The 12,581-nt window shown below is 64.4% G+C and carries 11 protein-coding genes; 4 read left to right on the top strand and 7 right to left on the bottom strand.

The window, feature by feature from the left end; translation table 11 throughout:
- Positions 1-92: 92 nt before the first annotated feature.
- Complete coding sequence (locus ACYVL5_RS12145) at positions 93-1,046, top strand: DMT family transporter (RefSeq protein ID WP_460595841.1); 954 nt, start codon at positions 93-95, stop codon at positions 1,044-1,046.
- Positions 1,047-1,193: 147 nt separating this feature from the next.
- Positions 1,194-1,628 (top strand): hypothetical protein, encoded by a 435-nt coding sequence (locus tag ACYVL5_RS12140; RefSeq protein ID WP_460595840.1) that lies wholly within the window; start codon positions 1,194-1,196, stop codon positions 1,626-1,628.
- 157 nt (positions 1,629-1,785) lie between these two features.
- Here the strand turns inward: ACYVL5_RS12140 and gdhA are convergent, their stop codons facing one another.
- On the bottom strand, positions 1,786-3,135 hold the full coding sequence (gene gdhA, locus ACYVL5_RS12135) for a glutamate dehydrogenase (protein WP_460595839.1): 1,350 nt from the start codon (positions 3,133-3,135) through the stop codon (positions 1,786-1,788).
- 270 nt (positions 3,136-3,405) lie between these two features.
- Between gdhA and ACYVL5_RS12130 the strand changes: the two genes are divergently transcribed.
- A complete protein-coding gene (locus ACYVL5_RS12130) occupies positions 3,406-3,624 on the top strand; it encodes a hypothetical protein (RefSeq protein ID WP_460595838.1) in 219 nt (72 codons plus the stop codon).
- Between the two features lie 66 nt (positions 3,625-3,690).
- Here ACYVL5_RS12130 and ACYVL5_RS12125 read toward each other — a convergent pair whose 3' ends face one another.
- From ACYVL5_RS12125 to ACYVL5_RS12105, 5 genes are all read right to left on the bottom strand, one after another.
- Positions 3,691-4,821, bottom strand: a complete 1,131-nt coding sequence (locus tag ACYVL5_RS12125) for a sodium ion-translocating decarboxylase subunit beta (RefSeq protein ID WP_460595837.1) — start codon at positions 4,819-4,821, stop codon at positions 3,691-3,693.
- A 31-nt stretch (positions 4,822-4,852) separates the two neighbouring features.
- A complete protein-coding gene (locus ACYVL5_RS12120) occupies positions 4,853-5,014 on the bottom strand; it encodes a hypothetical protein (RefSeq protein WP_199384664.1) in 162 nt (53 codons plus the stop codon).
- Between the two features lie 110 nt (positions 5,015-5,124).
- Entirely contained in the window at positions 5,125-5,535 is a 411-nt protein-coding gene (locus ACYVL5_RS12115; RefSeq protein ID WP_460595836.1) for an acetyl-CoA carboxylase biotin carboxylase subunit family protein, read from the bottom strand.
- Between the two features lie 12 nt (positions 5,536-5,547).
- Positions 5,548-5,820 carry a hypothetical protein gene (locus ACYVL5_RS12110; RefSeq protein WP_460595835.1) on the bottom strand — a complete coding sequence of 91 codons (273 nt, stop codon included), beginning with the start codon at positions 5,818-5,820 and terminating at the stop codon, positions 5,548-5,550.
- A 10-nt stretch (positions 5,821-5,830) separates the two neighbouring features.
- On the bottom strand, positions 5,831-7,384 hold the full coding sequence (locus tag ACYVL5_RS12105) for an acyl-CoA carboxylase subunit beta (protein WP_460595834.1): 1,554 nt from the start codon (positions 7,382-7,384) through the stop codon (positions 5,831-5,833).
- 646 nt (positions 7,385-8,030) lie between these two features.
- Here ACYVL5_RS12105 and ACYVL5_RS12100 point away from each other — a divergent pair.
- Positions 8,031-10,613 (top strand): sigma 54-interacting transcriptional regulator, encoded by a 2,583-nt coding sequence (locus ACYVL5_RS12100; protein WP_460595833.1) that lies wholly within the window; start codon positions 8,031-8,033, stop codon positions 10,611-10,613.
- A gap of 63 nt (positions 10,614-10,676) precedes the next feature.
- Here ACYVL5_RS12100 and ACYVL5_RS12095 read toward each other — a convergent pair whose 3' ends face one another.
- The gene (locus tag ACYVL5_RS12095) at positions 10,677-12,380 is read right to left on the bottom strand and encodes a methyl-accepting chemotaxis protein (RefSeq protein ID WP_460595832.1); all 1,704 of its coding nucleotides are present in this window, start codon (positions 12,378-12,380) and stop codon (positions 10,677-10,679) included.
- Between the last annotated feature and the right edge of the window lie 201 nt (positions 12,381-12,581).

Genomic DNA, 12,581 nt, shown 5'->3' with positions numbered 1-12,581 from the left:
AAGGCCGGGTGAGGTCGAGGAAGGTGTGGCCGGAAACCCGGATTAGCGGAGCACGGCGGGTAAAGCAGTGAGAGGAAGCGAGGAGGAAGGGGTTGGTTCGTAAGAATCTGGACGGTTTCGGAGTTGGGTTGATGCTGCTTCTCTGCATGATCTGGGGATTGCAGCAGGTTGCCATCAAGGCGGTCGCTCACGACCTCTCCCCCCTCATGCAGGTCGGGCTGCGGTCGGGGCTGAGTGCCCTGCTGGTCGGCGCGGTCATGGTGGCGCGCAGGGAGCGCTTCTCACTGTCCGACGGCACCCTGGCCCCGGGGCTCGTGGCGGGGATCCTCTTCGCCGCCGAATTCCTCTTCGTGGCCAAGGGGCTCACCCGGACCACCGCATCCCACATGGCGGTCTTTCTCTACACGTCCCCCATCTTCACCGCCTTGGGGCTCCACCTGAGGCTTCCCGCCGAAAGGCTCACCGCTCGCCACTGGGCCGGCATCGGCATCGCCTTCTTGGGCATCGTCACCGCCTTCGCCGGCGGGCTGCTGCGCGGCGGGGTCACCCCGCAGATGCTCGTCGGGGACTGCTTCGGCATCCTGGCCGGCGCCTCCTGGGGGGCCACCACGGTGGTCATCCGCTGCTCGGCCCTCTCCGAGGCGGCTTCCGGCAAGACCCTCCTCTACCAGTTGGCGGTCGCCTGTGCCGCCCTGCTCACCTACGCCCTCCTCTCCGGGCAGTTCGGCGTGGCCGCCATGACCCAGGCGGCCTGGGGAAGCCTCCTCTTCCAGGCGGTCGTGGTCTCCTTCGCGAGCTACCTGGCCTGGTTCTGGCTCCTCAGGCGCTACCTCGCCTCGCGGCTTTCCGCGTTCTCCTTCATGACCCCGCTCTTCGGGGTGAGCTTCGGTGTCGTCCTTTTGCATGAGCCGCTGGACGCCTTCTTCGCCGCCGGCGCGGTGCTGGTCCTCATGGGGATCACCCTGGTCAGCGTCGGCGCCGGGCGGGCCGGGTGGTGGCGACGATCACCGGCGAGGCTGGAGGAGGACCGCTGCCCGGGCGCGTGAAAGCGCCTGGCCCCGCGGTTAAGGCCCGCCGTTCAACCGGTGGGCTTTTTTTTCGGCCGCCGCGCGAAATCTCTTGTGGCCCGGTGACTTTTGCACTCCCGAGCGCAGCTGATACACTAAGAAGATCACGGTCAAAGGAGGTGAACTATGGTAGCAAAAGGTACCATCTGCGCAACAGTCATCTTCCTCTTGTCGGCATGCAGTACAATCGAGACGCGCACCACTCAGGATTCGAACCTCCCCTACTCTGAACACCACTATGCGGCCCACGATGTGAAGGTTGATTGGAAGACTGAGCAAGTCGGCCCCGACCTGCGAATCAAAGGAATGGTAAGCAATCCGCGCTATGACACTTCGTACAATGGCTTCGAACTCACGGCGTCTCTTCTGGATGCCAACGGCAAAACCTTTGCCAAGAAGGTTTTCGTCTTTTATCCGGGACCTGTGACGGGAACGCAACCGTTCGGGCTCGATTTCCCACAAATGGAGGCGCAGCAGCTGCAAAAGGTTAAATTCAGGTACGAATACAACGTCGGTGAAGGAGGGGATCACTTTACCGGCAACTTCGAATCGGTTCCCTGATCATTGCCGGTACCGATGCCGCAGTGGCGTCTGCCATCCCGCCTAGTGGCCCTTAGGTGACCGTGATTGAAGGGCACGGGCAAAAAAACATCATGCTATCGCAAAGGCCCGCCGGTCTGACCGGCGGGCCTTAATCGTTTCCGTTGCCGGGGGGGCTTTAGATCAGGCCGTGGGCGACCATCGCCTTGGCGACCTTGATGAAGCCGGCGATGTTGGCGCCGTTCACGTAGTTGCCGGGGGTACCGTACTCCTCGGCGGTCTCGTAGCAGAGATCGTGGATATTCTTCATGATCTCGGCCAGGCGCTTTTCGGTGTAGTCGAAAGTCCAGGTGTCGCGGCAGGCGTTTTGCTGCATCTCCAGGGCCGACGTCGCGACCCCGCCCGCGTTGGCCGCCTTGCCGGGGCCGTAGGCGATCTTCGACTCGAGGAAGATCTTGACACCTTCGGGGGTGGTCGGCATGTTGGCTCCCTCGCCGACGGCGAGACAGCCGTTTCTCACCAGTTTGGCGGCGTCCTTGCCGGTGATCTCGTTCTGGGTCGCGGAGGGCATGGCCACCTGGCAGGGGATCTCCCAGATGTTACCGGCCGGGGTGTACCGCGCGTCCTTGTGGTAGGTGGCGTACTCCTCGATGCGCACCCGTTTCACCTCCTTGAGCTCCTTGATCAGCTCGACGTCCAGCCCCTTCTCGTGGTGGATGACCCCGCTCGAGTCGGAGCAGGCGACGCATTTGCCTCCCAGCTGGTGGATCTTCTCGATGGTGTAGATGGCCACGTTCCCCGAGCCGGACACCGTGCAGATCTTGCCGTCGAAGGAATCCTTGCGCACCTTGAGCATGGCGTCGACGAAGAAGGTGGCGCCGTAACCGGTCGCTTCGGTGCGGACCAGCGAGCCGCCCCAGTCGAGTCCCTTGCCGGTCAAGACGCCCGGCTCGTAGCGGTTGGTGATCCGCTTGTACTGGCCGAACATGTACCCGATCTCTCTCCCCCCGACCCCGATGTCGCCGGCGGGGACGTCGGTATGCTCTCCGAGGTGCCGGTACAGCTCGATCATGAAGCTCTGGCAAAAACGCATGATCTCGTTGTCGGATTTCCCTTTCGGGTCGAAGTCCGATCCCCCCTTGCCGCCGCCGATGGGAAGACCGGTCAGGGAGTTCTTGAAGATCTGCTCAAACCCCAGGAACTTGATGATGCCGAGGTAGACCGACGGGTGGAAGCGCAAGCCCCCCTTGTACGGTCCCAGCGAGCTGTTGAACTCGACGCGGAAGCCGCGGTTGATCTGGACCTCGCCGCTGTCGTCCTGCCAGGGCACCCGGAAGATGATCTGGCGCTCCGGCTCGCAGATCCGCTGGATGATCTTCCGCTCGCAGTACTCCGGATGCTTCACGAGCACCGGTCCCAGCGACTCGAGAACCTCGCGTACGGCCTGGTGAAACTCGACCTCGCCGGGGTTGCGCCTCAACACCTCCTGGTAAATCGGTTCAATCTTCTCGTCCATCTGCGGGCTCATGCACGCCTCCTTTGGATAAAATTTCGGCAACCTTCACCGTTCAGGCTGAAAACTGTCAAAAAATTGTAATCAGTGAACGGTTTATATACAGTTGCTGCATAAAAAGCAAGCATAAATGCCCATAAAGTGGGCAGTGTGCCTGTCAAATGGGCAGCTCCCGCTCCTGGTAGGGAATAACCTGAGAGGCGCCGGCCCCACGAGGGGGGCGGCTGCATTGAATTAATCCGGAGAGGTGTGAGAAAATAAAGGAGTAAAGCGAGGTGAGAACATATGAGATGCGACTACAAAGACGATTTCAAAGTCGACTATTCGGACTCGCTGCATGTCACCAAAGGGGACGGTATCGAGTTCTCGGTCAAAGGGAGCGAGATCCCTTCCAACGTGAAAGCATGTCTCGATTCGGCGGTCGCTCGTAAAAGTTGTCACGAATTGCGCGCCGCGGCTAAGGCTTTCACCGGTTCGCTCTCGAAAGCTTTCGACGTGGAATAATACAGCCGGTTTTCCGGCAATGACAGAAGAACCAGGGGACGTGATGGAGACGTCCCCTTTTTTTGTCTACTTAACCCCCAGAAGCGCCAGCAGGATGCCGCCGGAGATGGCGGTGCCGAAGACACCGGCCAGGTTCGGCCCCATGGCGTGCATGATCAGGTAGACCTGGGGATTCTCCCGGATGGCCACCATGTGGGAAACGCGGGCGGCGATGGGGACCGAGGCGATGCCGGCCGAGCCGACCAGGGGATTGACCTTGCCGCCGCTCACCACGTTCATGACCTTGGCCGCCACCACCCCGGAGGCGGTGCCGAAGATGAAGGCGATGAGCCCCAGGGCCACGATCTCCAGCGTCTTCAGGGTGAGGAACTGTTCGGCGTTCATGGTGGAGCCGATCGCCACGGTCAGCACGATGGTGATCACGTTCATGATCTCGTTGGCCGCCGTCTTGGCCAGCCGGTCCACCAGCAGGCACTCCCTGAACAGGTTCCCCAGCATGAGCATGGTGATGAGGGGCGCGATGGGGGGGAAGAAGAGGTTGACCACGATGGCGATGATGATCGGGAAGGCGATCTTCTCGAGCCGGGTGACCTGCCGCGGCTTGTCCATGATGATCTGTCGCTCTTTCTTGGTGGTCAGAAGCTTCATGACCGGCGGCTGGATCAGCGGCATGAGCGCCATGTAGGAGTAGGCGGCCACCGAGATCTGCGGCAAGAGGTGGGGGGCGAGCTTCATGGTGACGAAGATGGCCATCGGGCCGTCGGCGCCGCCGATGATCCCGATGGCGCCCGCCTCGGGGAGGGTGAAGCCTAAGAGCTTGGCGCCGATCAGGGCCACGAAGATCCCGAGGTGGGCGGCGGCTCCCAGGATGACCAGCCAGGGGCTCGCGATCATCGGCCCGAAGTCGGTCATGGCGCCGACCCCCAGGAAGATGAGCGGCGGCACGATGAGGAGCGCCACCCCCTGGTAGGCGTAATGGAAGAGCCCACCCGGCTGGGTGAGCCCGGAGCCGGGAACGTTGGCGACGATGCAGGCGAAGCCGATCCCGATCAGCAGGAAGGGCTCGTACTTCTTGGACAGGGCCAGGTAGATCATCAGGGCGCCGACGCCCATCATGACGACGTTCCCCCAGGTCAGCTGGGCCAGGCCGGTCTGGTCCTTCAGCACGTTCAACAGTCCGACGAATTGCGCAAACATAGTGACTCCGCTTATGACGGGCGCTGGCGGTTCAGTGGGACTTCTTCAGGGTTTCGTCATCGACTTTCCCAAGCCTGTTGAGCAGGGGGAAAAGGGCGAGCACGACGCCGATCCCGCCGATGATGACGAAGCTCAGCACGAAGTCGATCGCGCTGATCAGGAGGGCTCCGTTAAGGTTGTCTTGTATGGGCATGGGGGGCCTCAAAACTGCGGTTCTAGGTTCTAGGTTCTAGGTTGAAAACCTGGTGGACGCGGTGGTGTCTGTCGAGGCGGTGGGCTGCGTCATCGGGGGCGGCGCCGGGGTCAGGGGCTTTCCTCGATCTGGACCAGGGGATAGCCTTCTTCGACGGCATCGCCTTCCCGGACCAGCACGTCGCGGACGGTGCCGGCATAGGGGCTGACGACCGGGGTCTCCATCTTCATGGCATCGAGCACTACCACTACCTGGTTGACTCCCACCACGTCCCCCCGCTTGACGAGACACTTGAAGACCAACCCCGCCATCGGGCTGGTCACCACCTTCCCTCCGCTTTGGTCGACCGGCACGGCCCGGGAGGCGGCGGCCGGCTGCGGCGGTGCCACCGGTGCCGCCGGCGCGGCGGCGGGCGCCCCGGGCTGCGGCGCAGCGCTCCCCGGGCCTCCCTGGTCGAGCACCTCAACCCCGACTTCGTAGCTCTTCCCTTCCAGCGTGATCCGAAGCATTTTCATGGTCATGGATTGTTTCCTTTATTTTCGTGGGCGATGTGAGTGGAGATCCATGCGTCCCTGCGCGACCCAGCTCCAGTTTCTCTGCGGCAGGGCGCGGAACTTACCGATCCGCACGGGGGCCTGCAGGACCTCGCACGCGGCGGCGGTCAGTATCGCCACCAGTTGCTGGTCGGTCAGCCCCGGGTGGATGGTCGGGGGCGCCACCGCTTCGGGCGGCGCTGAGGGCTCCGGCTCGGGCTCTTTGGGGTGGTGGCGGAAGACTTCTCCCAGGCGGGAAAAGAACTTGGACATTGCGCTCTCCTTACAGCGGGATCAGGCCGTGCTTCTTGGGCGGGCGCGACACCCGCTTGGTCAGCGAGATCCGTAGCGACAGCGCCACCCGCGCGCGGGTCTCGGATGGCTCGATGACGTCGGTCACCATGTCGCGGGAGGCGGCCTGGTAGGGGGTGGCGAACTTCTCCCGGTACGATTTGACGAGCTCGGCTTCCTTGGTCGGCTGGTCTTCCGCCTCCTCGATCTCCTTCTTGTAGATGATGCGGGCGGCGCTCTCCGCTCCCATGACGGCGATCTCGGCGGTCGGCCAGGCGAAGATGAAATCGGCCCCCATGTCCTTGGAGCACATGGCGAGATAGGCCCCGCCGTAGGCCTTCCTGAGGATGACGGTGATCTTGGGGACGGTGGCGGCCGCGTAGGCGAAGAGCATCTTCGCGCCATGGCGGATGATACCTCCCCGCTCCTGGGCGAGCCCCGGCATGAACCCCGGGACATCCACCAGGTTCACGAGCGGCACGTTGAAGGCGTTGCAAAACCGGATGAAGCGGGCCGCCTTGTCGGAGGAGTCGATGTCGAGGCACCCGGCCTTGTAGGCTGGCTGGTTGGCCACGATGCCGACCACCATGCCGTAGATGCGGGCGAAGCCGACCACGATGTTGCGGGCGAAGCCGCTTTGCACCTCGAGCCACTCTCCCGGATCGACCAGCCGGGCGATGACCTGGTAGACGTCGAAGCCGGCCCTCGGGTCGTCGGGGATCAGGTCGTTGATGGTTTCGTCGGGGGTGAGGTCGATCTCGTCGGGGATCAGGTGGGGCGGGTCCTGCATGTTGTTGAGCGGCAGGAAGCTCAAGAGCTTTTGGGTGATGGCGAGGGCGTCCCGGTCGTCCTCGGCGACGAAGTGGATGTTGCCGCTGACGGTGGCGTGGGCCTGGGCCGAGCCGTACTCCTCGATGGGGGCGACCTGGCCGGTGGCCGACTTGATCACCTCGGGGCCGCAGATGAACATGCTCGAATGGGTGCGGGTCTGGATCAGGAAGTCCATCAGCGCGGGGCTGTAGGCGGCCCCCCCGGCGCAGGGGCCGGCGATGATGGCGATCTGGGGGACCACCCCGGAGGCGGCGACGTTGCGGTAGAAGACCTGGCCGTAGCCTGAGAGGCTGTGGATACCCTCCTGGATGCGGGCGCCCCCGGAATCGTTGATGCCGACGATGGGGATCCCGGTCTCGCAGGCGATCTTCATGATGTCGCAGATCTTGCGCGCGTGCATGTGGCCGAGCGCGCCGCCGCCGACGGTGAAATCCTGGCTGAAGACCGCCACCGGCCGCCCGTCCACGTTGCCGGTTCCGGTGACCACCGCGTCCCCCGGCATGAACTTGGAGGCGAAGCCGGGCATATGGCAGGCATGGTTGACATGCATGCCGAATTCACTGAACGAGCCGTTGTCGAATAATGTCTCGACCCGCTCGCGTGCGCTCAAACGTCCTTCCGAATGCCTCTTTTCGATCTTATCCTTACCACCACCAGCCAGAGCTGCCTCACGCCGCTTGCGAAGTTCATCAAGCAGTTCTCTCCTGATTGCCATGAAATGCTCCTCGAAATGACAGAAGATCGGTGATCAGACACAACTATACTGCTAACTTCGCCAGTCACAAGCAGTGCGGATGATGGCAGCAAGGCCGGCGGGAATCGCGGGAAAGCAGGGGCAGGAACGAATATGGCATCTCGAAAAGGGGCACTCGTCCCATCGGTTGCCGGATGATGCTCCTCCAGGTGGGTAAACAAAGGGAGACTGAGGAGGATGTGCCTCTGGAGCCTTGAAAGGCAAATCCCCCCTGTCCCCCCTTCGCAAAGGGGGGGACCTCGTTTCGGCAGATTTCCCCCGTTTTATCCCTTCCCTGCCCGTCCACATCCTCTCTCCCTCCGGGAGAGGGTTAGGGTGAGGGAGATTTTTCGGCCAGACGGGACCTTCCCTCACCCCGGGCCTCTCCCGGGGGGAGAGGGAGAGTCTGGGCAAGGGGATATCAGCCTATTTCCGGATCATGTTTCAAGGGGGCGTCTGGAGACAGTGTATACGGCGGAGGGGCCTTCGGAGCGGTATACGTTTTGGATATCCTTGGGCTTTCAGGCTACCATCGGGTCCACTTTGGCAGCGTTGCCGCCAGCGGCAGGAAGGGCTCGGAAGGTCCTCCGGTCCGCGGGGGCGAGGCGCTGCCCTCCAAGGAGACCCGATGGAGGCCATCACCCGCGACACCCTTTCCGGCTTCACCCTCTTCGGCGGCGTCGACGACGATGACCTCGACCGGATCGCCCGGCGGCTTGACCTGAGGGAGTTCGACCCGGGAACCCTCCTTCTGGAGAGAAACGAAGCCCCGCGGGAGCTCTACGTGATCCTCTTCGGCAAGGTCAGGGTGGAGCTCGTGGACAGCTCCGGGCAGATCCTCAACCTGACCGAGCTCGGCCGGGGAAGCGTCATCGGGGAGCGCGCCATCATCACCGGCCAGCGGCGCTCGAGTAACGTGAGGGCCATGACCACGGTGGTGGCGGCGAGGCTCGCCCGCGCCGACTTCGAGGAGCTGCTCGACCGGATCCCCCGCCTCTATGCGAACCTCTGCCGGATACTGGCGACCCAGCTCGGGAGCTGGGCCCACCGGCACCAGCGGGAGGAGAGCGAGCACCGCGAGTCGATCACCAACATCATCGGCTGGCAGCTTCTCCCCGAGTTCGGAGAATTCCCCGGCGCCACCTCCTGGGTCCGTCAGCTCAACGATCGCCTGAAGACCCTGGCGGCCGGGCGCAGCCACGTACTCATCCTCGGGGAGCCGGGGACCTGGAAGGACCTCGCCGCCCGCCTCATCCATTTCCACAGCCAAAACGACCGCCCGGTCCTCTTCCTCGACTGCGCCGCTCCTCCGCCGGTGCTTCACGAGACGGCCCCCGCCGACGCTGGCGTCCCGGAAAGCTCCACCCTCCTCGGGCTCGCGCAGGAGGCCGCCCTCTTCGGGCATGCCCCCGAGGGGGCGGCGTACGCGCGGCGGGTCAGGAGGGGGATGATCGAGCTCGCCGCCGGCGGCGACATGATCCTCCGTAACGTCGACTCCCTCACCCGTCCGGTCCAGGAGGAGCTGGTCGAATTCCTGGAGAGCGGGCAATTCACCCGGCGGGGGGAACGAAAGCTGAGAACCGCCGAGGTACGCATCATCGCGACCAGCGGGAAGCCGCTCTCCCCCCTGGTCGAAGCGGGGAAGTTCAACCCCCTCCTCTACCGGCGGCTGGCCGGCGAGACGGTGGAGCTCACCCCGCTCAGGGAGCGGAAGAAGGACGTGGCCGTCACCGCCAGAAGCCTCTTGAAATCCCTCAACGCGAAGCACCAGAAGAACGTGCGGCGCCTCTCCCAGGATGCCCTCAATCTCCTGGTGGATCACGACTGGCCGCTCAACGCCACCGAGCTGTACCAGGTGGTGAGCCGCGCGGTGGTGGTCTGCAACGGCGACACCATCCAGCCTGAGGACATCTCCCTGCAGGAGCATCCCTTCGGGGATGGACGGCTGAACCTCCTCACCCTCCCTGCCGTGGAGCGGCTCGCCAGGGACCAGCGCTTTCCGCGGCGGCTCCGCTGGGTGACGGTCCCCCTGTTCCTGGGCATCACCATCGCTACCCTCAGCGGATCGCCTACCGGCAGCGCGGCCAACCTGGCGGCGTGGACCGTGGGGTGGCCGGGCCTGGTGGTCGTAGCCTTCCTGTTCGCGCGGGGGTGGTGCAGTTTCTGCCCCATGGAGGCCATCGGCGAGTCCCTCGGCGTCACCAGCCGCGTGGTCCGCGACCCGGCCCCGTGGCTCAAGAAATGGGGGCCCTCGGTCAGCCTGGTGGCCCTCGTTTTCATCCTGCTCCTCGAGCAGGCCTCCGGGATGTTCTCCTATCCCCCGGCCACCGGACTGCTTCTCGGCGGGATCCTCCTCGCCACCGTTACCGCCGACCTCGTCATCGGGCGCCGCGGCTGGTGCAAGTTCCTCTGCCCGCTGGGAAGGATCGTCAGCATGATCTCCAGGATCTCCCCGCTGGAGATGCACAGTAACCGCAACGTCTGCCTGAGCCGCTGCCGCGTGGACGACTGTGTGAAGGAGAAGGGGTGCCCGATGGGGCTTCATCCCTCGGCCATCGACAGCTCCGACCACTGCGTCCTCTGCCTGGACTGCGTCAGGAGCTGCCCCCATCACTCGATGCAGCTCGATCTCCGCAATCCCGCCGCGAGCCTTTGCCACAAGTCGCGCCGGGGGGTACGGGACGCCTTCTTCAGCGTCATCCTGCTGGGCGCCGTGCTGGCCGCCAGGGGGACGCCGCTTTTGGCCGGCAGGAAGCCGGAGGTCTTTCCTCACACGCTCTGGAGCGGAGCCGACTGGCTGACCGCGGTGGCGGTCATCGCCGGTTTCACCGGGCTGGCGGTGGCCGCCTCCATGGGAGGAGGAAGGTCCCGCTGGCGGGCGGTCTTCGCTACCTGCGGGCTTTGCTATCTCCCGCTGGCGACCGCGGGGCTCTTCATGATCTTTTTCAGGGCTTTCGTGGAAGGGGGGGCGCGGCTGGTTCCGCTGCTGCTCGCTGCGGTGGGGCTTGACCGGGTGGTGGATCCCGCGGCGCTCACGCCGGAGCTTGGGACCCTGCGGCTGGTCATCTACCCGATGATCGTGATGGCGGGGCTCATTTCGTGGATGGTACTCGGGAGGCTCCAGCGCCGGGACGGGGTGGGAGAAGGCTCCCTTCGCCGGCACCGCCTGCTGATGGCGGCGGCGACGGCGGGGCTGATCGCTATCGTGTAGATCGACGGCTCTCCCGGGCTGGTCGGAATCCCGCAGGCCGACGGAGCCCCCGCCGAGAGGGGGCTATTCCGGGGAGGGGAGGGCGGGGCGGAAGACGGCCATCTCGCTCTGGATGGCGCCCAGGGTGCGGTTGATCTGCTCGATCTCCCCCATGATCCGCCGGGCCTCCTGGGCGTTCACCTCCATCAGGCGCCCGACCTCGTTGATGTCGTTACGGAGCCGGTCTCCCCTGGTGATCTGCTCGACGCAGGTGCCGTTCAGCATCCGGACCTTGTCGTTGTCGTCCTGGACGCTCTTCATGTACAGGCGGTTCCCGCGCGCCTGCTCTTCGGTCGAGTTGGCGATCCGCTTGGCCGATCCCCGCATCTGCTCGAGGCTCTTCACGATCATCCGCGCCTCGTGCTCCTCCCCGGTCACCGCGGCCGTCATCCGTTTCATCCGCTCCAGGTTCTTCTCGGCCTCTTCGATGATGACCCGGCTCCCTGATGCCTGCTGCTCGGTGGCCCGGGCGATCTCCTGCACCATGCTGGACGCCTCGTCGGCGCTCTCCTTGATCCGCTCCAGGGCGGCGCTGGCGCTCTCCGAGACCCTGACCCCCTGGGAGACCTTCTCCTTCCCCTGGCGGGCGGCCTCTTCCGCCGCCACCGTCTCCTGCTGGATGTTCTTCACCAGCTCCTCGATCTCCTCCGTGGAAGAGGCGGTCCTCTTCGCGAGCCCCCGTACCTCCTCGGCCACCACGGCGAAGGCGCGCCCCTGCTCCCCCGCCTGGGCGGCGATGATCGAGGCGTTGAGGGAAAGGAGCGCGGTCTGGGCGACCACCTCCTTGATGACGTCGAGGAAGGCGCCGACCCGCGAGGTGTGCTGGGAAAGGCGGGTGATGGCGTCGACCAGCTGGTCGCTCTTCCCCTCGATCTCCCTCATGGTGGCGATGGTGGCGGTCATGGAGCCCATCCCCTGCTCGGCCTCGCGCATGACCTTTTCCGAGGAGGCCGAGGTCCGCTGGGTACGGTCGCGGACTTCCACCAGGGAGTCGGAGATGGCGATGATCGAGTGGTAGGTCTGCTCGGTGGAGTCGTTGAGGTCGCGGGCGTTGGCGGTCGTTTCCCGGATGCTCCGCGCCATGCGGTCGATGGCGTTGGAGGTGTCCAGGAGGAGGGCGGAGTACTCCTGGACGTTGCGGTCGATCTCGTCGGTGGCGGAGCTCATTTCGGTCGAGATCGAGGCGCGCTGGGCGGTGCGGGCGGCGATCTCCTCGATCTCGCGGATCACCTCGGTGAAGAAGTCGTTCATCTGGCCGACCGCTTCCAGTGACTGCTTGCCGCGCCTGGCCTGCCCCTCGTTGCTGCTGACCATGGCGGAGAACTCGCCGGTCAGCCTCCCGTGGCGCTGGCTTATGTCGGCGGTCAGGCGGGAGACGTTGTCCACCATGACCAGCACCTTGTTCATGAGGGCCTCGTTGCACTCCATCAACTGCTGGAGCTCGTCCCCCCCTCCGGCGGTGAGGTTGATCCCCTCCCCGGTGATGGCCTGCAGCACGGAGAGCTGGCGCTCGACGTACATCTTGAGCGCCTCCCGGATCACCCGGTAGCAGAAGGTCCCGACCGTCAGGCCGGCCGCCACGCACCCGAAGGCGTACAGCGGCGAGAAGGCGCGGGTGCCGAAGAAGAGCCAGGAGTAAAACGGGAAGATCACCCCCATCAGCAGACCGAAACAGACCATGAACAGGTAGGTTCCGCGCAGGGTGGACAGGTATTTGCGTAGGAACATGAGAAGCCCCCTATTAATTTTGAAATCTGAATACTCTCATAATTACCATCTTCCGTCAATGGGGTAAATGCGGGAAAACTCGACGAAACCGCCTGAGACCAGGACCCGCCGTTTGCCCCCGACCTGGCAGGAAAAGCAGCGGTTGCTTCCGGGGAAGGGCATGGTATTACAAAAAAGGCTCACCAAACTGCCGGTTCTGCC

Source organism: Geomonas sp. Red276, assembly GCF_054784495.1.
This window is presented reverse-complemented; position numbering and strand designations above follow the sequence as displayed.

Coding starts and splice junctions, on each gene's coding strand:
- ACYVL5_RS12110 (WP_460595835.1), bottom strand. CDS start 5,820: ATGTCCAAGTTCTTTTCCCGCCTGGGAGAAGTCTTCCGCCACCACCCC.
- ACYVL5_RS12100 (WP_460595833.1), top strand. CDS start 8,031: ATGGAGGCCATCACCCGCGACACCCTTTCCGGCTTCACCCTCTTCGGC.
- ACYVL5_RS12105 (WP_460595834.1), bottom strand. CDS start 7,384: ATGGCAATCAGGAGAGAACTGCTTGATGAACTTCGCAAGCGGCGTGAG.
- ACYVL5_RS12120 (WP_199384664.1), bottom strand. CDS start 5,014: ATGCCCATACAAGACAACCTTAACGGAGCCCTCCTGATCAGCGCGATC.
- ACYVL5_RS12140 (WP_460595840.1), top strand. CDS start 1,194: ATGGTAGCAAAAGGTACCATCTGCGCAACAGTCATCTTCCTCTTGTCG.
- ACYVL5_RS12130 (WP_460595838.1), top strand. CDS start 3,406: ATGAGATGCGACTACAAAGACGATTTCAAAGTCGACTATTCGGACTCG.
- ACYVL5_RS12115 (WP_460595836.1), bottom strand. CDS start 5,535: ATGACCATGAAAATGCTTCGGATCACGCTGGAAGGGAAGAGCTACGAA.
- ACYVL5_RS12125 (WP_460595837.1), bottom strand. CDS start 4,821: ATGTTTGCGCAATTCGTCGGACTGTTGAACGTGCTGAAGGACCAGACC.
- gdhA (WP_460595839.1), bottom strand. CDS start 3,135: ATGAGCCCGCAGATGGACGAGAAGATTGAACCGATTTACCAGGAGGTG.
- ACYVL5_RS12095 (WP_460595832.1), bottom strand. CDS start 12,380: ATGTTCCTACGCAAATACCTGTCCACCCTGCGCGGAACCTACCTGTTC.